22 protein-coding genes and 1 tRNA gene are annotated in these 21,498 nt (G+C 35.3%); 20 read left to right on the top strand and 3 right to left on the bottom strand.

Going from position 1 to position 21,498, the window contains the following annotated elements; all coding sequences use genetic code 11:
* The first annotated feature begins 237 nt into the window (after positions 1 to 237).
* The 3 genes from EKM66_RS01235 to EKM66_RS12815 are packed head-to-tail and all read left to right on the top strand — an operon-like array spanning position 238 to position 3,758.
* Entirely contained in the window at positions 238 to 2,628 is a 2,391-nt protein-coding gene (locus tag EKM66_RS01235) for a glycosyltransferase family 39 protein (RefSeq protein ID WP_125761298.1), read from the top strand.
* 25 nt (positions 2,629 to 2,653) lie between these two features.
* The gene (locus EKM66_RS01240; RefSeq protein ID WP_125760876.1) at positions 2,654 to 3,619 is read left to right on the top strand and encodes a glycosyltransferase family 2 protein; all 966 of its coding nucleotides are present in this window, start codon (positions 2,654 to 2,656) and stop codon (positions 3,617 to 3,619) included.
* 16 nt (positions 3,620 to 3,635) lie between these two features.
* Positions 3,636 to 3,758, top strand: coding sequence for a hypothetical protein (locus tag EKM66_RS12815; protein ID WP_263854118.1), 123 nt, complete (start codon positions 3,636 to 3,638; stop codon positions 3,756 to 3,758).
* Between the two features lie 541 nt (positions 3,759 to 4,299).
* Here EKM66_RS12815 and EKM66_RS01245 read toward each other — a convergent pair.
* Positions 4,300 to 5,271 carry a GMP reductase gene (locus EKM66_RS01245; RefSeq protein ID WP_125760879.1) on the bottom strand — a complete coding sequence of 324 codons (972 nt, stop codon included), beginning with the start codon at positions 5,269 to 5,271 and terminating at the stop codon, positions 4,300 to 4,302.
* A 302-nt stretch (positions 5,272 to 5,573) separates the two neighbouring features.
* Here EKM66_RS01245 and glnA point away from each other — a divergent pair, with 302 nt between their 5' ends.
* Together glnA and EKM66_RS01255 are read left to right on the top strand one after the other, a co-directional pair.
* Complete coding sequence (gene glnA / locus EKM66_RS01250) at positions 5,574 to 6,902, top strand: type I glutamate--ammonia ligase (RefSeq protein ID WP_125760881.1); 1,329 nt, start codon at positions 5,574 to 5,576, stop codon at positions 6,900 to 6,902.
* A gap of 266 nt (positions 6,903 to 7,168) precedes the next feature.
* Positions 7,169 to 10,162 carry an LTA synthase family protein gene (locus tag EKM66_RS01255; RefSeq protein ID WP_125760883.1) on the top strand — a complete coding sequence of 998 codons (2,994 nt, stop codon included), beginning with the start codon at positions 7,169 to 7,171 and terminating at the stop codon, positions 10,160 to 10,162.
* Between the two features lie 47 nt (positions 10,163 to 10,209).
* On the opposite strand, the gene EKM66_RS01260 is transcribed toward EKM66_RS01255, so the two are convergent.
* Positions 10,210 to 10,491 carry a hypothetical protein gene (locus tag EKM66_RS01260; RefSeq protein ID WP_125760885.1) on the bottom strand — a complete coding sequence of 94 codons (282 nt, stop codon included), beginning with the start codon at positions 10,489 to 10,491 and terminating at the stop codon, positions 10,210 to 10,212.
* A 118-nt stretch (positions 10,492 to 10,609) separates the two neighbouring features.
* Between EKM66_RS01260 and EKM66_RS01265 the strand changes: the two genes are divergently transcribed.
* The 15 genes from EKM66_RS01265 (at position 10,610) to EKM66_RS01330 (ending at position 21,216) form a co-directional block, all read left to right on the top strand.
* On the top strand, positions 10,610 to 10,990 hold the full coding sequence (locus EKM66_RS01265) for a DNA-directed RNA polymerase subunit beta (RefSeq protein WP_125760887.1): 381 nt from the start codon (positions 10,610 to 10,612) through the stop codon (positions 10,988 to 10,990).
* 110 nt (positions 10,991 to 11,100) lie between these two features.
* Positions 11,101 to 11,970 carry an NmrA family NAD(P)-binding protein gene (locus EKM66_RS01270; RefSeq protein WP_125760889.1) on the top strand — a complete coding sequence of 290 codons (870 nt, stop codon included), beginning with the start codon at positions 11,101 to 11,103 and terminating at the stop codon, positions 11,968 to 11,970.
* Between the two features lie 321 nt (positions 11,971 to 12,291).
* Positions 12,292 to 13,584, top strand: a complete 1,293-nt coding sequence (locus tag EKM66_RS01275; protein WP_125760891.1) for a Y-family DNA polymerase — start codon at positions 12,292 to 12,294, stop codon at positions 13,582 to 13,584.
* Between the two features lie 89 nt (positions 13,585 to 13,673).
* Entirely contained in the window at positions 13,674 to 13,946 is a 273-nt protein-coding gene (locus EKM66_RS01280) for a hypothetical protein (protein WP_225426541.1), read from the top strand.
* Between the two features lie 185 nt (positions 13,947 to 14,131).
* Positions 14,132 to 14,257 (top strand): hypothetical protein, encoded by a 126-nt coding sequence (locus EKM66_RS12820; RefSeq protein WP_263854119.1) that lies wholly within the window; start codon positions 14,132 to 14,134, stop codon positions 14,255 to 14,257.
* 155 nt (positions 14,258 to 14,412) lie between these two features.
* Positions 14,413 to 15,321: an ABC transporter ATP-binding protein gene (locus EKM66_RS01285; RefSeq protein WP_125760895.1), complete on the top strand. Its 909-nt coding sequence runs from the start codon at positions 14,413 to 14,415 to the stop codon at positions 15,319 to 15,321.
* Position 15,322: 1 nt separating this feature from the next.
* On the top strand, positions 15,323 to 16,105 hold the full coding sequence (locus EKM66_RS01290) for an ABC transporter permease (protein WP_125760897.1): 783 nt from the start codon (positions 15,323 to 15,325) through the stop codon (positions 16,103 to 16,105).
* Positions 16,106 to 16,216: 111 nt separating this feature from the next.
* A complete protein-coding gene (locus EKM66_RS01295; protein ID WP_125760899.1) occupies positions 16,217 to 16,669 on the top strand; it encodes a MarR family winged helix-turn-helix transcriptional regulator in 453 nt (150 codons plus the stop codon).
* On the top strand, positions 16,669 to 17,181 hold the full coding sequence (locus EKM66_RS01300; RefSeq protein WP_125760901.1) for a GNAT family N-acetyltransferase: 513 nt from the start codon (positions 16,669 to 16,671) through the stop codon (positions 17,179 to 17,181). Before EKM66_RS01295 ends, EKM66_RS01300 begins: the two co-directional genes overlap by 1 nt.
* 11 nt (positions 17,182 to 17,192) lie before the next feature.
* Positions 17,193 to 17,912: a B3/B4 domain-containing protein gene (locus EKM66_RS01305; protein WP_125760903.1), complete on the top strand. Its 720-nt coding sequence runs from the start codon at positions 17,193 to 17,195 to the stop codon at positions 17,910 to 17,912.
* 217 nt (positions 17,913 to 18,129) lie between these two features.
* Positions 18,130 to 18,648: a hypothetical protein gene (locus EKM66_RS01310; protein WP_164505005.1), complete on the top strand. Its 519-nt coding sequence runs from the start codon at positions 18,130 to 18,132 to the stop codon at positions 18,646 to 18,648.
* Positions 18,632 to 18,826: a hypothetical protein gene (locus EKM66_RS01315; protein WP_125760907.1), complete on the top strand. Its 195-nt coding sequence runs from the start codon at positions 18,632 to 18,634 to the stop codon at positions 18,824 to 18,826. The genes EKM66_RS01310 and EKM66_RS01315 overlap by 17 nt, the downstream gene beginning before the upstream one ends.
* 165 nt (positions 18,827 to 18,991) lie before the next feature.
* Positions 18,992 to 19,582, top strand: a complete 591-nt coding sequence (locus EKM66_RS01320) for a sugar O-acetyltransferase (RefSeq protein ID WP_125760909.1) — start codon at positions 18,992 to 18,994, stop codon at positions 19,580 to 19,582.
* Between the two features lie 14 nt (positions 19,583 to 19,596).
* Positions 19,597 to 20,268, top strand: coding sequence for a putative quinol monooxygenase (locus tag EKM66_RS01325; protein ID WP_125760911.1), 672 nt, complete (start codon positions 19,597 to 19,599; stop codon positions 20,266 to 20,268).
* 126 nt (positions 20,269 to 20,394) lie between these two features.
* Positions 20,395 to 21,216, top strand: coding sequence for a Cof-type HAD-IIB family hydrolase (locus EKM66_RS01330; protein WP_125760913.1), 822 nt, complete (start codon positions 20,395 to 20,397; stop codon positions 21,214 to 21,216).
* Positions 21,217 to 21,392: 176 nt separating this feature from the next.
* Here EKM66_RS01330 and EKM66_RS01335 read toward each other — a convergent pair.
* A tRNA-Gly gene (locus EKM66_RS01335) sits at positions 21,393 to 21,463 on the bottom strand.
* Positions 21,464 to 21,498 lie beyond the last annotated feature (35 nt).

The following is a 21,498-nucleotide window of genomic DNA, read 5'->3' on the forward strand; positions in this document are numbered from 1 at the left end:
CCTAGTTATTTATACGAAGATACTCTTTAATCAATACGTTTATTATAAAGCATTTTTTTAACTTTAAGCTTAATTTAAGTTAGCATGGATAATCTGTTCACATCGTCAAGAAAGGATGTTAAGCAGATGAAAAATAAACTTAGAAAGTTTAGTCCCATTTTCTTATCGGTCCTCGTTTACTTCTTCATTTGTTTTCTAATCAATATTGCCTTTTAAGGGATTGGAGTTTGATAAATGATGCAAAACGAGCCAACACGCACCACACAAAATAAAAAGGTAAGTCTTTGGACAAAAATCAGGTTAATCAAATATGATTACTGGTTGATTGCTATTTTAATTTTAGCGGCCTTCTTATACACATGGAATATTTGGGAAGCAGGGGAAGCTAATAGTTTCTATACCGCTGCCATAGTCAGTATGACTAAGAGTTTTAAAAATTTCTGGTATGCCAGTTTTGATCCAGCAGGATTCATTACTGTTGATAAGCCACCAGTGGCACTTTGGTTTATGGCAATTAGTGCCAAGATATTTGGAGTTCACGGTTGGAGTGTAGTTTTACCATCGATTCTATTCGGAATCGGTTCGGTATATCTTATGTACAACTTGATCCACAAACGTTTTGGCAAAATTCCAGCGAGATTAGCAGCATTAATTATGACGCTGACACCAATCGCAGTCGCTGATTCCAGAACAAACAATATGGATGCAACATTGATTTTCTTCTTGTTATTATCGATATTCTTTGTTCAAAAAGCTGTCTTTAAGAATCAACAGAGATATTTATGGATTGGATTCTCATTAATGGGAATAGCTTTCAATGTTAAAATGCTGCAAGCCTTTATGATTTTACCAGCATTGTATTTCTACTATTGGATAGCTACAAATATTGGTTGGAAAAAGAAACTGGCACATTTAGGAATAGCCACAGTTTTCTTAGCGGTATTCACATTGATCTGGCCATTGTCAGTTGATATGACGAATTCGTCAAGTCGCCCCTATGAAGGTGGATCGGAGACTAATTCTGCCTTGGAACTTGCCTTTGGGTATAACGGTACCCAAAGATTATTGGGACAGACAACTGGTACAGGTGGAGCATTCCCCGGTATGGGTTCGAGTTCTAAAAAGAGCTCAAAGAGTATGACGCCACCAAATGGTACATCTTCTAAGAAGTCTTCGAGCTCATCATCAAATAACCCACCTGCGAAGCCAAGTGGGTCAGCAGGTTCTAGTTCATCATCTAAGAAACCTAGCGGAACACCACCAAATGGTAAAGGAATGCAAAAAGGAGGCCAAGGTGGACCAGGTGGAAGTAATAAAGGCGGCACGGCTGGTGCTGGAGGTGGAGCTTTCAGTATTGGTACAGTCGGACCATTTAGATTATTTGGACTTGATTTAGGACCACAAATAAGTTGGCTTCTAATAATGTCTATCTTGGGATTAATTTCCAGTTACTTCTATTTCCGTGGTTCAAAGATGAAAAAGTGGTGGTCATTAACACCACAACGTAAGGAATTATGGCTCTGGGCTGGTTGGTTAGTTCCAGTTTATGGATTCTTCTCAGTTGCCAGTTTCTTCCATCCTTATTACACGATCATGCTAGCACCGGCAATCGCTGCTTTAGGCGGTGTTGGTATCTATACAATGATCAAACAGTGGAAACAAAAATCACTGTGGTCAATGTTATTGCCAGTAGCAATATTATCAACCGCAGCACTTCAAGCTTGGTACGTTGCACAGTATTATTCAATCTTGGCTTGGGTATTGTTAGGATTAGGAGTTCTGATATCTATTCCGTTATTCGTACTACCTTGGATCTCATTGAGTTTGAAGAGCAAGCATATGATCCCAATATCTGCCGTTATTTTGATAATGTTAGCACCAAGCTTTTGGTCATTAACACCAACGCTTGCTGGTGAATCAGCTCAGATTCCAACTGCTGGACCATCATTATTAACATCTGGTGGCGGTGGAATGGGCACCAATGCCGGAGGGTTAGGTGGTTCAACTGATTCTACATTGCTTAAGTACTTGGAGAAGCATCAAGGCAATGCTGAATACTTATTTGCTACAGATGACTCAAGTACCGCTGCACCTTATATTATTTCAACTGGTAAAGCGGTTATGTCTATTGGTGGATTCAATGGTACTGATAAGGCTATTACACTAAAACAATTTAAGAAGTTAGTTAAAGAAGGAAAAGTTAAATATTACTATTCAGGTGGTAAAACCGGTGGAAGCAATACCGCAATTGTTAACTGGATCAAGAAGCATGCTAAGAAAGTTAAGTTAAGCAGTAATACTTCGGCAACTTCATCAATTACAACAAGTACCAAGGTTAGTTCTGCATCCACAAATGAAATGGGTGGGACGCCACCATCAGGATCTGGTTCAGGTACAGCGCCAAGTGGAGCTCAAGGTGGTACACCGCCATCAGGTTCCGGATCTGGTAGTGCACCGAACGGAGCTCAAGGCGGTACGCCACCATCTGGTACTTCAAGTAAGAAGATGAAGAAGCCCTCTAAGAAACCATCAGGTACTGGTACTGCTCCTGAAGGAATGACTGGTGGAATGGGTGGACCTGGCGGTTCAACCGGCACGCTTTATGATCTATCAAGTATTTATGATTAGTTTTACACGAAAGGAATGAGTATTCATGGCTCAATTGATTTCAATTGTCCTGCCGGTATTCAATGAAGAGCCGGGTATTCAGGCAACTATTGATACACTATTAAATTTTACAGAGCAACAAAAGGAAGATTATGAATTGATATTTGTTGACGATGGTTCGAAAGATAAGTCGGTACAGATCATTCACAAAGCTATTGAACGTAACCCTAGTATCAAGTTAATCGAGTTCTCACGTAACTTTGGACATCAATTAGCTATTACCGCCGGTTTGCAATATACCAGTGGGGATGCGGTTGTAGTCATGGATGCAGATCTTCAAGATCCACCAGAGGTAATTCCTCAGATGATTGAAAAATGGCATGAAGGTTACGATATTGTTTATGGCAAACGAATGCAACGTGATGGCGAAACTGCCTTCAAAAAATTCACTGCTGCAATGTTCTATCGTACCTTTAAGAAATTAGCTACGATTGATATGCCACTAGATACTGGAGATTTCAGATTAATGAATCGCAAGGCTGTTAAGCAATTACAGAAATTACATGAACAAGATCCGTTTGTTCGTGGACAAGTAACATGGATCGGTTTCAAACAAACGAGTGTTAAGTATCATCGTCAAGAACGTGTTGCTGGTGAAACTAAGTATCCACTATCCAAAATGATCAAATTGGCACTTGATGGAATTACATCATTTTCGATGAAGCCATTGCAATTTGCTAATATTTTCTCGATTGTGCCGATAGTAAGTGGAGTATTCTATCTTGGATATTTGGTAGCTAGTGGTAATTACACAGCATCTTCAGTTGGAGTAACTATCCTGTTGTTTACACTTGGATTACTGTTGTTATCTGTAGGTATCCTAGGAAGTTACCTTGGCCGTGTATTGGATCAGGTTAATAATCGACCAAGATTCATTGTTAGTGAAACTGAAGGATTCCAAGAGCGCAACAAGGGTATCCATCACTTAGAAGCCAGACAGATCAGGAATTAAACAGCATAGGTGGAAAATGACACAGTTTTTGATTGGAGTAACTGGTTTGGTTGTGGTTGTCGGAATCTTGGCAATACCAACTGATGTTGGTCACTCTAGTAAAGAGAATAGAAAGGATAATAGTAAAGAAAGGAAGTGACGAAGGTTCTCCCATAATGTATTTAAACCGTAATTAACTTAACAATTTAACATGTTGAAACAAATTTCAATTATTTGGAGTTGAATGCTTTTTAAACTCACTTCAATGTGTTAAAGTAATGTTAAATTTGGTAGGTGACGCAATTGTCTTTGACAACTGAATACCAAATTGAACATGAACTATCCCATTCATTGAAGAAGCTGATGATAACCCAGTCATCAGCTTTTTTGTTGCTTTTGTTTTCTTTTGCCGCTTCCGGTTAAAAAACAATTTACCTGCCGTTGGGACCGATTCGAGCCAAGGTCTCGAATCTCGACTTTGAGCTTTGCTTTGCAAATCTCAAAGCTCGTCCTGTGGCTTTCGCCACATTCACGGCTGATAAATTGTTTTTTAACCTCCAGCTGAATAGATATTCTGCTTTTAGCATATTAAATCTTTAAAGGTGTGTGTTTAATTTATAAGTTAATCAAAAAGAGGCTATTTCCTGCTTGAAATAATCAAGTAGGAGACAGCCTCTTTATTTATATTCTTTTAAAATGTTTTAATCACCGTTGTAAATGGAGTTTTTAACGATTACATAATCAACTTTTCTAAGTGAATCGAGATTCTTTCCACCGGCATATGAGATAGCTGATTGGAGATCTTCTTGCATTTCTCGTAAAGTACCAACGATAGGTCCTTTATAAGGAACTAGCATTTTCTTACCTTCGACGTTCTTGTAGACACCTTTTTGAAATTGAGATGCTGAACCGAAGTATTCTTTGAATTCTTGTCCGTCTTTTTCAACGATTTTACCAGGAGATTCAGTATGTCCGGCAAATAGGGAACCAATCATAACCATACTTGCTCCAAAGCGAATAGATTTGGCGATATCACCGTCATTTCTAATCCCTCCGTCAGCTATGATGGGTTTACTTGCGGCCTTCGCACAGAGTCTAATGGCAGCTAATTGCCAACCACCTGTACCGAATCCTGTTTTGAGTTTAGTTATACATGCCTTACCAGGTCCGATACCAACTTTTGTGGCATCGGCTCCGGCGTTTTCTAGTTCACGAACAGCCTCAGGAGTACCAACGTTTCCAGCAATTAAGAATGTTTCTGGTAGGTAGGTCTTAACGCACTTGATCATTTGAATAACACGATCACTGTGGCCATGAGCAACATCGATTGTAACGTAGTCTGGCTTGAGTCCTTCATGTTTGAGTTCGTTGATGAAGTCGAATTCGTCATCTTTGATACCAACACTAATAGAAGTAAATAAGCCTTTGTCGTTCATATCTTTAATGAATTCAATACGTTTCTCAGGTTGGAAACGGTGCATTATATAGAAATAATCGTTTGCGGATAATTTTTCAGCCAAACTTTCATCAATGATAGTCTGCATGTTTGCAGGAACTACTGGAATTTTGAAAGTACGGGGTCCAAATTTGACAGATGTGTCACATTCAGAACGGCTGTCTACAATACATTTATTCGGAATTAATTGGATATCTTCATAGTCAAAAACTTGCATATATTTATTCACTCCAAAATACGAACAATAATTATTTTTATGTCTGTTTTTGTTCGCATATATAATTTAACTTGTAACGTACTAATTGTCAATTAAAAAAACTGACATATCCCTTTCTTTTTCATGGTGTTTTCTAGTACAATTTACAAGTAAATTAAATTAATTTATAGAATTTCTAATAATTAATTTGACAGTATTAATTGAAATTGGTATTATCGTTCTATTATTAAAAAACACCATGAGAATGGCGCTGGTTAAAGACTCGCCAAAAAGTGGTACATACAAAAATAGGAGTGGTTATTGTGCATAAGTATTCTGCTGAAGATATTAAAAAGATGGCTGTTGATGAAAATGTCGAATTTATTTGTTTGATGTTTACAGATATCAACGGAATTATCAAGAATGTTGAAGTACCAGTATCTCAAATCGATAAGGTACTTGCTAACAAGACTACATTCGATGGTTCATCAATTGATGGATTTACACGTATTGAAGAAAGTGACATGTTGTTGCACCCCGACCTATCAACATGGTTAATCTTCCCATGGGGATCAGAACATGGAAAAGTTGCTCGTTTGATCTGTGATATTTACACAACAGACGGCAAGCCATTTGCTGGTGATCCACGTGTTAACTTGAAACGTATCGTTAAAAAGATGCAAGGCATGGGATATACAAACTTTAATATCGGACCAGAGCCTGAATTCTTCTTATTCAAGACAGATGAAAAAGGTGAACCAACTCTTCAACTTAATGATGATGGTAGTTACTTCGACTTTTCACCAGTTGACTTAGGTGAGAATGTGCGTAAGGATATCGTCCTTAAACTTGAAAAAATGGGCTTTGAAGTTGAAGCTAGTCACCACGAAGTAGCACCTGGTCAACAAGAAATTGACTTTAAGTATGAAGACGCACTTTCAGCAGCGGACAGTATCCAAACTTTCAAATTAGTAGTTAAAACTATTGCTAAGGAAAATGGTATGTACGCAACATTCATGCCAAAACCTCTACAAGGTATCAATGGTTCAGGAATGCACATTAATATGTCACTATTTGATGGTGATACAAATATCTTTGATGATGAAAACGATATGTTATCAGATGTTGCCAAGCAATTCATGAGTGGTATTTTGAAACACGCTCGTGCATTGACAGCAGTTAATAATCCAACAGTTAACTCATATAAACGATTAGTACCAGGATTTGAAGCACCAACATATATTGCTTGGTCAAGTAAGAACAGATCACCACTTATCCGTGTACCTGCAGCAAGAGGCAAGTCAAAACGTGTTGAAATGAGAAGTGTTGATCCAACAACTAATCCATACCTATGTATCGCATGTATCCTAGATGCTGGTCTTGATGGAATTGAGAATAACTATGACTTGATGCCAGAAGTAAAAGAAAATATTTATGAAATGTCAGAAGAGAAGCGTCGTGAAGAAGGAATCGTTGATCTTCCATCAACATTGCACAACTCACTAAAGGCCCTACGTAAAGATGAATTCGTTCAATCATCACTTGGTGAAGGCTTAACAAATAGTTTCTTCGCTGAAAAGAACGAAGAGTGGGCACGATATCAACAAACCGTTTCACAATGGGAACGTGATGCTTATATGCAATTGTATTAAAATTGTACAAATCGCCAATTGAAATGCTAGTTTCTGGACTTGATTAGAAAGCAGATGTTAAAATTTGGCGTAATCAAAATTCTGATTACTGCTTTCCCCCAGAGAGCATAAGAATGAATGTGTTAAATCACAATCGTTTTTGGAGATGCAATGTTAAAATTGCGTCTCTTTTTTTTATATCATGAATATTTAAAATTTTTTATATGATATAATTTCATGTGAATTTTCATTTTTTTAAAATTATATTTTGTTGAGAAGGTTTAGTTTTGATCAAGGGAAGAGAATCTAAAAAGTTTAGCTTTATTATTGTATTTATTGCAGCTCTTTTGATGGTACTGCAAAGGGTTATGACGTCCAGTACGTTACCAGATTACAGTAGTAACGAATTGAGATATTTGGCTTATCAATTATTGATGTCAGTCTCAGTTATTGGTCTTAATTTACTGCCGTTGTATTTTGGTTTTTATTCGTCTAGATTTAGAAAAGGCAAATTCACAAGCAGTATTGGAAGATACTTACTTTACTATGTTATTTCTATCCTAGCGTTTGATGCATTCCTGCTTATTCGTTCAACAGAATTAACGTGGAGGAACTTTTGGGCAATTTTGTTCCCAATGAGCACGAATATCTTTGCTTATGGTTCGGCGCTTGTTTTAGTTATGCTTTTGATCCCAACTGTTTATTCATTTTTAGAATCGTTAAGCGATGCTATGATCAGAAGAGTTCTAGCAATAACGACTTTTCTATTTGTTGTTGTACCAACTATTTTTAGTCAAGATGTATGGTTTTTGAATTCGGGGAATAATCCTGTTTGGTTGTTATATCTAGTGTTGCTTGGCTATGCAATCAATAGATTTGATTTGTTAACTCGAATTCATTTGAAATTTGTACATTTGATAATTAGTGCTGGTATTTACTTTGGCATGACATATTTAATGGGGCAGATTTCTTACATGATTAGGGAAAACTTCGAGACCATGACACGTTTTGACGTTCCTAATTCTGTGTTTGCAATGTACTTAACGCTGAGTCTGTTTGTTTTTGGTATGGCTATATCTAAGAGGGTATCCGTATCTGCAAATGTTATTGGAGCTCTATTGATCAGTACCCAGGTAGTTATCAATTGGGAACCTAATATTACTTTGATAGAGAAGTATTTATCGGATTTTGCAATTACATCTACTAAGCAATGGCTAGTGGTGTTAATAAAGGCCTCCGTAATTACGATTGGTGCGGCCATATTAATGACAATAGTGTTGCTGATATTATCCAAGTTTAAATTGTTTAAGAGAATAGCTTCAGTTATGTCTTTTGATAGTTTTAATGAATTTGCTTCTAAATTCAGCGCTATCGGAAGATGGATCGTTTCGCATAAGAAGATGTTTTATTCAGCACTATTCTTCTATATAGTTACTTTGATTCAAATGTTCTCCGTTTCTCCAGCAAAGATAAAAGTCGGTGTATCAACTTGGCAACCGGCGATTATATATATTCCATTTAATCGTCAGGCAGCGATTATCATTAACATGTTATTTGCCATGTCCCTTTTGATCTTGATATATTCGATTACCAAGCGTTTTTGGTATTCATTTGTTATTCCTTTAATAATTGAATTGGCTCTGGGAATAGCCAATTATTTGAAGATGCCATTGCGTCATGAGCCAGTATTACCATCAGATTTGCAGTTACTAGGTGGTATCAAAGATATTCTTGGTATGGTAAGTCCAGTAGTTATTATTGGTGGGTTCGCCTTGATTCTGATTTTTATTTTGGGTGCTGTATATCTACAACGTCGGTTTAAAAGTCAGAGTACTTTGAAGATGACATGGAAGGGACGTCTAGCTTGGACAGTTCTATCGTTAGTGTTCTTATCGAGTGCGTTCTTTGTAAACCACGAGAATTCAGTACCATTCACTGTCTTCAATATGTCTAGAATTAATCGCTTCTTCTACAATCAAGAATTGGGTGCACAGGTTAATGGCCCAGTCGTGCAATTCATCAATAATGTTGATACAAAGGTCATGACTAAGCCTGAAGGCTATTCAAAGGCTGAAGTGGCGCGTGTTATGAAGAAATATGATAACGAAGCTGATTCTATTAATCAGACACGTGCACCTTGGGCAAAAGATCAAACTTTCATTTTTAATTTAAGTGAAAGTTTCAGTGATCCTGCTCGTGTACCTAATCAGACAATTACACCAGATCCAATGACCAACATTAGAAATATCAAGAAGAATACAACTTCTGGATTGATGATGTCGACTGGTTATGGTGGCGGTACTGCTAATATCGAATGGGAGTCATTGACGGGACTAGACTTGAGTAGTCTGTCACCAACACTTCCGACACCATATACACAATTGGTAACTAAACAGAATCTTGCACCGAATATTACTAATTTGTTTGATGAAAAAGTTGCTGTTCACCCATATGTAGCCTCGTTGTATAATCGTAAGAATGTCTTCAAAAAGTTTGGATTCCAACAATTCTATTATGTTGGAAGTAAGGATAAGCTGAAGTACACTCACAAGATTGACGATAGTCCATATATTGATGATGAATCGGCTTATAAGAATACTTTGGATGTGATTTCTAAGTCGACTAATAAGACACAATTCATTCAATTATCTACGATGCAAAATCATATGCCATTCAACAACTATTATAAGAAACACGACTATACAGTAGGTGGAGATGCTGCTCCTGATGTGTATAAGGAACGTGTTGAGTATTATTCACAAGGATTGAATTATACAGATAAATCTACCAAAGAGTTTCTTGCTAAATTGGATAAGATAAATAAACCAATTACTTTAGTTTGGTACGGAGATCATTTGGCTTCACTATATGACAATGATTCAATGGATGAGTATGGTATTCAGTTGCATCAGACTGATTACTTTATTTACAACAATAAATACATTCGTGATCGTACTAAGCAGAGTGGAGTACAAGTTATTTCACCTTATGAATTCTCAGCTCTTGCCATGAAGCAGGCTGGAATCAAGGTCAGCCCTTACTATGCTATGATGACCAAGGTTTCCTCAACGTTACCAGCCGCAACAACAAATACGTCTGATAACGGTTCTAACGCTTTTAATGGTTCGCAAGTGTTCATTACTAAGGACAGTAAGAAGATTAAGGCTAACGATTTAACAACTAAGCAAAAAGAAGTTCTACATGATTACAAGATAATTCAATATGACATTACCGCTGGTAATCAGTATTCAGCTAAATGGGCTGAACAAAAAGTAAAATAAGAAATCAAAAAAGATGGATACCTCTTAAATTGAGATATCCATCTTTTTTAGTCTCTGCTAATACCAAGAACTGCAGTAGATTTATATGTTTTATTACTATCTTTACCAATTGAGAACCATTCAGCAGCACCAATCAATCCCTCGATTTTGACTACTTCATCCTCATCAGTAACTTTTCCATCCTCAAAATTACCTTCAAAAATGCTCTCCAAGTAATATCCATCACCATCGTCACTAAAGCGTGATGAGGATGACTTCCAAGCCTTAATGTAAGTATCGTCTGTAACAGTGATAGATTCACCGTTGATCAAATTAATATCCAACTTCATAATTAACTACCCCCTTTTAATGCAAGTATAGCAAAGTTAAACGCTTACGGGTGAAATAATGGCACTTGAAAATTAGAACGTATGTTCGTATAATAAAAAATAAAGGACGGTGATTCATATGGAGAGGATCGTTCCTCGTGAAAAGTGGTTGTACGATGATCGTTGTATGAAGAAGTGGATGGGATGGTTGTTGTCTGACCATAGTGCATTTTTGGATAATGCTCGTAATTCTGAACAACCAAGGCACATAGATGATGAAATGGATAATTCATCTATCAGTAATTGTTTGCAATCATCTTTTGATTATTCCAAGTTTGTCATTATTCAATTGGACATTTTAGAGGACAATAACTATGTACCAGAGATTCATGGAATAGTAGCTGGATTTGAGAACAACCAAGTTTATTTATATTTGGAAGATGGAAGCGTCAAATCGATTTTTATAGAAGATATTCGTTACGCAGAGTTAGAAGAACATGATAAGTGGTGGAATGCATGAGTACGCTACTTGATGATTCTAGTTGATTGTCAGTAAGATTATTAATCGTTGTCAGATATTTTTTTTTAGAGTAAGATATCGTTATTCTATGGTATTGATTGGAGCTCATTATGGAAGATAAAATTTTGGTAATTGGGGGAACGGGCAATATTGGTTTTCCTTTAATTGAATACTTAAATCAGAAAAATGTAGAGGTAGTTGCTGGAACACATAATGTTGATAAAGCAGCCATTAAATTGGCAGGATTGGACAATGTAGAAATTAGGTATTTTGATTTCTTAGATCCTGAATCTTTTGAAAATGCTATGACTGGTGTTAATAAAGTATTTTTTGTAAGGCCGCCACAGTTAGAGAAGCCAAAACAAGATATGCTACCATTTTTAACTTACATTAAGCAAGAACAGATTCAGCAATTAGTATTTATTTCCCTATTAGGTGTTGAGGCGCTCCCGTTTATGCCACACCATACGATTGAGAAAATGATTCTTAATTTGAATGTTCCTTATACTTTTATCAGACCAAATTATTTCATGCAAAATCTAAATACAACAAACCAGAAAGATATTTATAATGATCATGATTTGTTTATTCCCGGAGGAAGTTCTCGGACTAGTTTTGTTGATACACGAGATGTTGGTGAAATTGCGGGAATTACATTGTTAAACAACGAATACATTAATCAAAAAATAGACATCACTGGCCCAGAATCTTTGACATATCAAGAAATAGCTCAAATTATGAGTAAGATTCTTGGTGTTGATTATAAGTACAGCAGGCCTAGCTTGTTGAAATTCCGTAAAGCAATGTTGCAACGTGGCATCAATAAGGATTTTGTTAATACTTTATTGACAATTTATGTAATTGAACAAGTTGGTACTCTTACTGCCATGAAAGTTAACGACAATGCAAAGAATATACTTGGTCACAGTCCAAGAAATATTCAAACCTATATTGAGGATTATCAGAAGTATTTCAAATAAGAAATGAATAATTATAACTTTGATTATTAACAACAGATATTTTAGAGGATTTTCCTAACTTTTCTCGTCATTGTGAATTCTCCAATTAAGATGAATTATATTATTTCATCTTAATTGGAGGATTTTTTTAGTAGCATTGCCTTCAATACAAATCAATCAGTCTAATTAGAACTTTTTAACTATATCTTGAAAACGCGAACACATGTTTGTATAATGATTTTTAGATGTTAAATCGTACAAAATTGAGAAATTATTTGATGAATTGTCAAAGAGTATAATTTAGGCCTTTTCCTAAATTATGTGTAATAGAAAGTGGTGAATATGATGACCCCGTTGGATGACAAGAGTCGATTACCAGTACGAGATATTATGTGTATAGATTGTAAGAGCTTTTTTGCAAGTACTGAAGCAATTCGTCGAGGAGAGTATCCATTGGCTGCAAAGATAGCGGTTCTTTCACGTTCAGAGTCTCAGGGTGGTCTGATTTTAGCTGCTTCTCCTGATACGAAGAGAGACTATGGTGTTAAATTGGGAACACGAAAATATGAAATCAAACCAGATATGGATATTGAATTGGTTGCTCCGCATATGGGCGATTACATAAAACTAAATTATCGAATCAGCAAAATCATTCAGCAATTTACTGATGAACAACATACCTATACTTACTCAATCGATGAGTTGTTGGCAGATTTTACCAAAAGCCATGCACTTTTTGGAACAAATGATGAAATTGCATTTAAGATTCAAGAGAAGATTTTTAAGGAAACTGGAATAGTAACGACTATTGGAATGGGACCCAATCCACTTATGGCAAAACTAGCCTTAGATAATGCAGCTAAAGAAAAGGCTCCATGGCGTGCTTATTGGGGATATGATGATGTGCCTAATACAGTTTGGAAGATTGATAATTTAACTGATTTTTGGTCGATTGGAACCAAAACAGCTGAAAAATTGGAACGAATTGGTATTCATTCAATTTATGATTTGGCACATGCTGATAGGAAAAAGCTCCAAGAAAAATTTGGAGTTTTGGGAGATGCTTTGTACTTCCATAGTTGGGGAATAGATTATTCTGATTTGGCAAAAAGATACGTTCCCAGAGCCGAAAACAAAGGTTATGGCAATGGACAGGTTTTGATGCGTGACTATGCAGTTAAAGAAGATATAGAAACAGTTTTATTTGAAATATCTGATCAGGTTGCTACGAGACTTAGAAAACATGAGGTTTTAGGTGAAGTTATTGGTATTCAAGTAGGATTTTCTGAACCCAACGAAAAGGGTCAACGAGGGTGGAGTGCTCAAACAAAGATTGATCCAACTAATGCTACAGATGACTTTATTAGGGCAGTCAAATATTTGTTTGAAAAACGCTGGCAAGGAGAGCCATTACGTAATTTGAGTGTTAGAGTTAATCGAATTAGTAAGATGAACAACTTTCAGATGTCTTTGTTTGACGATGAGAAGCATCATGAGGCCAATTTACGGCTTGAACATACGATTGACCAAATTAGAAATAAATACGGTTATAAGTCAATTGTTCGCGGCTACAGTAAGACTAAAGCTGGTACAGCAATAAGCCGTTCAACATTGGTTGGAGGACATCAAGCATAAGGTAGTGGTATTTTTTGTTAAAAGAGTCTAGAGAATTGATTGAAAATTTTGATAAGCATTTTTTGAGAAAGTATAGATGGAGATATCATTTGTTGATTGTAGATAATCATTTATTCGATTGTTATGGTTTCTTTTTGCAAGCAAATAAGGATAATGAAAAACTAGTTCATAGTTATGATCTATTGCAAATTCCACATGATACTGAATTATATATGCAAGTGTTGGGTGACTTAAAAGCACATACGCAATTGACGATTGAATATCGTGATACACATAATTTGGTACATCCTGGGAAGGACATTATGCGTGATTTGATGCATGGTCATAACGTAGATACTAGATATAAGTCGGATAACCTCTAGATTATTTTTCAGGAAAAATAATTTACTAGATTGATTCTTTCTGTAAAGAATATCTAAGAATAAATAAGAACTGGGTAATAGCGAGCATTTGTTGAAAACGTTTTACAAAAATGTGCCAAAATATTTGACAAATTTATGAAAACGGTTAATATTAGGTACTATTAACTATTGAGGAGGTAAGCAAGATGAAATATCAAGTAACTTTAAATACAGATACTCAATTGTTTACCGTTTACGAAAAAAACAATACAAATGTTTTTGCTAACGGTAAGACAATTGAAGAAGCCGTCGGCAAACTGCAAAAAGCTTAAGTAAACAGGAAATATAAAGCAATTCAAGTTATTTAAAAGCTTGAATTGCTTTTTTTTTACACATTATTATTTCACACATAGTAATTGACACAGCATAATAGTGTGTATTATTATGTATTAGAAATAAATAAGTAAAATTAATAGAGGATAATAAGATGGATGCGATTACTGTTAAACACGTGAAAAAAAGTTTTGGAGATCATTCAGTATTGAAGGACATGAATCTTACAGTGAAACGTGGAGAGATTTTTACTTTACTTGGAGAAAATGGTTCTGGTAAGTCAACGCTTATCAATATTCTGACAACAATCAGTTTGGCTGATGATGGGGATGTGCAAATTCTGGGTCATCCGGTAGTGAGTGATGCTGGTCTAATACGGGAGAATATCAGTTTGAATTCTCAGACCGTGACTTTAGATGAAGAGTTCACAGGATATCAGAACTTGCTAATAATTGCCGAACTTAGATCACTAAAAAATGCTAAGGCTGAAATCAAACAAATTTCTGAAAGATTGGATTTGACAAGTTTCTTGAACAAGAAAGTAGGTAAATATTCAGGTGGTATGAAACGTCGTTTGGATATTGCAATGTCATTATTGGGGGATCCAGAAATTATTTTCTTAGATGAGCCCACAACTGGTGTTGATCCTAAAAATAGGGTTGAACTATGGAATATTATTAGAGAAATAAGAGATTCTGGAAAAACAGTTTTTTTAACCACACAATATCTTGATGAAGCAGACAAATTATCAGATCATATTGGATTCTTGAATGATGGAAAGATCGTATTATACGGAACTCCGGATGAGATCAAGCAAAATGCCAGACAGTTTGTTCAGATCAATGTTGATTCGTCGAACATGAATTTGATCGATCTTCCTGAAGGAATGGTGGTTTCTAAAAACAATAAAGGGACTAATTTTATTATTGATGAAAGAAATACTGATATGTGCATAAAGATATTGATCAATGAGAATGTATCTATTAACAGCGTAGTGCCGCAGGATAATAGCCTGGAAGAAGTATTTTTAGATATTACAAAACTTGATAGTGAGGGTAATTAAGATGCAATCGATCAAACAATTAATGGTTTTAACTAAAAGAATTTTGAAGCAAAACTTAACTAATGTTGATACGGTTATTACAGTGATTCTAATGCCGTTGTTCATGCTGATGTTTTTCGTATATGTTTTGGGCGGCAACATTGCAATAAGTGGTGTTAATGCGTCCACTGGTGAATATTTGAAATATGCTTTACCAGGCTTCTTGTTGGTGGCCATGGCTATGGGGTCGGCTTACACTGCTGTCCGTATCAATTTGGATAAGACAAAAGGGTTCTTAAAACGTCTACATTCCCTACCTATTAAACGTTGGGTAATACTCGGGTCACATGTATTAGCATCAGTGATTTTTATGATTATAAGTGAATCAGTAGTACTAGTTGCTGGATTTGTAATGGGCTATCGTCCAGATTTATCTGTGGGAAATTTTGCATTATTTGTATTAGTCTCACTGTTGTTTGCATTCACGATCACATTAATAGCAATCCCATTTTCTTTGAAAGCAAGCAGTATAGAGTCGGCTGGGGGCTTCTCGTATATAATTCTGATGTTACTGTTTGTAAGTTCTGCGTTTATACCCATGGATGGGATGGTCAGACCAGTAAGGTGGTTTGCTGAAAATCAGCCAATGACAGCACTTGTAGGCATAACGAGAGATTTATTGAACAATAATTTTTCAATTACTTCCTCAAACTTTTTACAATCTCTTGTATGGTTGGTTGGATTGATTATTTTGTTTAGTTATTTGTCATATCGGAGATATAAGATGTTTTCCGTTAAATTGTAATTGGAGCTGTGATGAAATTCATCACAGCTTTTTTATCATTTTTAGTTGTAATTGCAACTAAAAATGATAAAATGAATTCCATTAGATAATTAAAAATTGGAAGGTGAAAGTTTGGAAGATATTTTGAGACCAATAGGTATTATTGCTAGGTCATTAGATTCTATTAGTAATATTGAATTTAAAGAAGTTGATCTGACTAGAGGACAATATTTGTATTTAGTCAGGGTATGCGAAAATCCTGGCATTATTTTGGAAAGACTTGCCAATTTAATTAAAGTTGATAAAACGACTGCAGCCAGGGCAGTACAAAAGTTAGAAAGAAATGGCATACTGGAACGTCGAGAAGATGCTGTCAATAAAAAAATCAAGAAAATATATCCAACTAAAAAAGGAAAAGAAATTTATCCATTTATTAAAAAGGAAAATGAATATTCAAATTCAGTGGCATTAAAAGGCTTCAATGAAGAAGAACAAGCACAAATTTACGATTTATTAATGCGTGTTCAGAACAATGTTGAGGATGATTGGGACTATGTTAAAAGTGGACATAAGAGGAGTTATTAATGATAGAGATAAAAGCTTGTACTATCGAGGATTTAAAAGAATTACAGAATATTAGTCGTCAGACATTTAAAGAGACGTTCGATGATACAAATACTCAAGAGGATATGAAGGAATACTTAGATGAAGCATACAATGATGATATTTTGTCGATGGAATTGAATAATCCGGATTCAAGATTCTATTTCTTATATAAAGATAATGAGATTGCCGCTTATCTAAAATTAAATTTGAATGGTAATACTTTGGATTATGATCAAGATAATTCAATGGAATTACAGCGTATCTATGTGTTGAATAAGTTTCAACGACAAGGTTTTGGCAAGAAACTTTACGAAAAAACATTGGATGTCGCAAAACAAATGAGTAGGAGTAGTATTTGTTTAGGTGTCTGGGAATATAATTACGGCGCACAAAAGTTTTATAAAAGTATGGGTTTTGATAAAGTTGGAGCACATAATTTCCAATTAGGAACACAAGCTCAAACTGACTTTATATTTGCAAAAAGAATTTAACGGGGGCAATTATGCAAAAGAATATTATTGTAGATAAAGAATTTTGGGATTTATTTCCAGATGGACAAATCAATATTTTAACTTTGAATAAGATTGATAATCATGTTGATGAAAAAGATGATACTTATTTTGAAGGATTATTAAAGGATGCATCAACTGAAGCACATAAATTTTTGACTAATGATACTTTTAGATTGAATGATGTCGTCAATGAGTGGCGTGAAGCTTTGCATAAGTTTAAGACGAAAAAGGGAGCACGGTCATCCATTGAAGCTTTACTGAAACGTGTCGATCAAGGCAAAGAGTTTTCTCCAATCAATCCATTGGTTGATATTTATAATAGCGTTTCATTGGAGTTTGCATCGCCATGTGGTGGTGAAGACTTAGAGAAAATGGATGGAGATCTTCATCTAGGAATGGCTCGTGGTGGAGAATCATTCAAACCACTTGGTGCTGACGAGGATTCACCAGCCCTTGAAGGAGAAATAATTTATTACGATAATACCGGTGCCATCTGTCGGTGCCTTAATTGGCGTGAAGCGCAAAGAACAATGTTGACGGAAGATACTACCAATGCGGTCATGGTAATTGAATCTATTAATGCTGTTCAGTCAAAACGTGCTGATGAAGCAGTTAAAAAATTGAAGTCATTAACAGATAAGTATTTTGAAATCGATAGTAAGATGCAAAAGTTGAATGTCGATAATCCTAGTGTGGTAGTGGAATATTAATAATGGTGATTAATCCTTGTGGTTAATCACTTTTTTTGCGTAATTTCATATTGAAGTAAATTGATTGGAAAAATGTGATTACGTGAAATTAGAAATGATGTCCAAATCAAGAATATTTAAATTTGATAACAAACAAGTGAGGGTACACAGGATTATAAATTGTGAATATGAGATTTGGGTTCAAAAAAATAGTCAAGAGTCTAGGAATATTTTAAAAATGTTAGAAATTATGCTTCCACAACTTAAACAGTATGATATGCCAAAATTTGTGATTGTCGAACGTAATCTTTTGGGTGAAAATGGAATGTCAGCATATGAAAAGAATTCTGATATAATTTTTATTGATGATAAATTAAGTTCATTTAAGAAAGTCGAAAAAATTCTTAGTGATGGGTATTTTGTTGCTAATGATTTTAAAGGCGTGCTAGTGCATGAATTAACACATAAAAGATATTGGGATATTATCAAAAATATGTACAACAAAAGTCATGGCAAGTATAATGACCTTGCAGAAGTTAAGATGATTGTTGATGAACCAATAATTAAGTACATAAAAGATCAACAATTAAATGACATTTCTTATTTGCATCGAATTAGTGAGAATACAGTTATTAGTTGGAAATACACTGGTTCAATAAATGAGTTGGTTGCTGAAATAGAAGTTAATGAGAATATAGACGATAAAAAATTAGTGTCTCTTATAAAGGAGTTGTTAAATTATGGATATAATGGCTAAAGGTCCTAAGGAATATATTGAATATTTTGATAAGGTGTTACCTTGGGTAGACCATGTTGAATTTCCTAAAGATGATTTTTATGAATTAGTTACTCTTAAAGAGGAAACACCTCAGGAGATAAAAGATTTATTTGATAAATTGGAACCAAAATTAAGAAATACTGAGTGGAAAAGATAATAGCCTTCATTACTAGAAATGGCGCACAATCAAAAAAGATTGAGTGCTATTTTTTTTGCCAATAATCATGCTCAAAAAGCATTACAAACCATAATAAGTAAGTATTTTACATTCATATTTTTCGTCTGTATGATAATCGTAATGAATGAAAGAGGAGTACTTAATATGATGTCTGAACATGAAAAACTATTGGCTGGTCAAGATTATGATTATCGTGATCCAGAATTACAATCGATGATTAAAAGATGTAAGAGTTTATTACAAACCATTAATACATCGAGTGATGTTGAAGAACGGGCAGAATCAATCAAGGAGTTATTTGGTAAATCAGGTAATAATCTGACTATTAATGGGACATTCAGTGCAGTTTATGGAACTCATATATCTGTTGGTGATGATGTTTTTATTAATGGAAACTGTACATTTCAAGATTCCAATTTAATTACGTTAGGTAATCGTGTAATTATTGCACCAGATACTAAGCTATATTGTGGTGAACATGCTTTGGATGCTACTAAACGTTTTGGAACACGTCCGGATGGAAGCAAGTATCTGGTCACATATACTCAACCGATCACTATTGGCGATGATGTTTGGATCGGTGGAAATGTGACTATTATCGGCAGTGTACATATCGGCAATAATGTAATAGTTGGTGCTGGAGCCGTTGTTACTAAAGATGTTCCAGATAATACCGTTGTCGGTGGCGTACCAGCCAAAACTATCAAGTCATTAGCACCTCTGAATCAAGATTAAAGGGGATTATAGTGATGATAAAAATAGCTCAGGAACCACTTTTCAGATTATTTAAATTAAGAATCAAATCCGATAGTAAGGATTCCTTCACAGAAGTGGGAAGGAATAATCTGCTTACATCTATAAAAAATGAGCCTGGAACAATGGCTATGTATACTGGTCATATAGATGATAATGGAACAGACAACCGTGTTCTCGAATTGTATAAGGATCAAGCTAATTACCAGATCCATGCAGATTCTCCACAATTTGCAGATTTTAAAAGAGTAGCAAGTAGTGCAGTGGTGGAGCAATCACAAATTCCTATGACACCATTATTATTAGTAGAACAAGGTCCAGAATTGTGTTCAATATCGCCTAAGGATATGATTGTTCGCTTAATAGAAACTGAAGTTGATTCAGATAAAATGGCTGATTATAAGTCATTAATGAAATCTGAAATAAGACAAGCTATTGTAGAAGATAAGGGATTATTAGTTACTTATCTAGGTAAAGATAATAATCAAAATCAAAAACTGATTCTGTTTGAGGTGTACAATACTGAAGCAAATTACCAGAAACATCTTCAATCAAATCATTTTCAGAAGTTTCAACAGGATAGTAAAAGTATGATTACGAAACAGGAAAATATTAAAATACATGCAGATGCCATGGTAAATCAGGGTCAGATGTTATATGAAAGATAATGTAAATAACTTCCAATTGGTATATTAATTGCCGATTGGAGGCTATTTATTTTGGGGTAAGGTTGCGCTTACATGTGTAGTTCGATAAAGTGGAAGAGTAATCTTTAAAATTGAGGAGTTATTAATATGTATAAAATGATTGTTTGTGACCTTGATGAAACTTTGATGAACGACGATGGTAGTCTTTCTGAAAAAAATGCGGCTGCTATTCAAGCGGCTGCGGCTAAAGGCGTTTACTTTGTACCAAATTCCGGACGGAGTTATACATCTTTCCAAAATGATCTGGAAACAATGCACCTTCGTGATCAACCTAACCAGTATTCAATTTCTTATAATGGCGGATTGATTTTGGAGAATAAAGATAATCGTCCTTTGATTATTAATGCTATGCCGTTTGAAGTTGCAAAAGCAGTATTTGAAACTGGGGCAGCTAATAAAAAGGCGGCTACTCATGTTTATACGCAAGATAAATTGTATATTTATAATCCAGCCCCTGATGATTCAAATTATTTGGAGAACCGTGGAGTATCATTTTCAGTGATGTCCACACCTGATTTTGAACAATTCAAGGGACAAAATGTTATGAAAGTTATCATGGCATTACCGACAATAGATGAACGTAAGCAGATGCGTGCGGATGTGGAAGCAAAAGTTGATCCAAGTAAACTAGCAGTTACTTTCTCATCTGGTCGTTATGTTGAATTCAACCCAGCTGGAATCGACAAGGGAAGTGCCGCTGTACAGTTGGGTAAATCATTGAATATTAAACCAGAAGAAATAATCGCTGCAGGGGATAATAGTAATGATCTGCCAATGCTCAAGGCTGTTGGCTTGCCAGTTAGTGTGGCTAACGGAATTGATAGCGTTAAGGCGGCTGCAAAGTATGTGACTGAGGCTGACAATAATCATGATGCATTGGCCGAAGTTATTAATAAGTTTGTACTGTAGTTTTCAATACCGTAGATGACATGTATATTGATCTCTTCCAATCATTTATTTGATTTTGGGGGGATTTTTTTGCAATATCTGTGTGTAATCTGTGTGTAGGGAGTTTAAAAGTGCAATAAAAAAGCCTCTTGCTTTAAGCAAGGGGCTTGATACCACAGGTATTTGATTTATAGAAAAGCGAACTACGAGAATCGAACTCGCGACACTAGCTTGGGAAGCTGGCATTTTACCATTAAACTAAGTTCGCATTTGCTAACAACTTCTAATTATACAATAGAATAT

The organism is Companilactobacillus hulinensis (assembly GCF_003946555.1).
GTDB classification, from domain to species: domain Bacteria; phylum Bacillota; class Bacilli; order Lactobacillales; family Lactobacillaceae; genus Companilactobacillus; species Companilactobacillus hulinensis.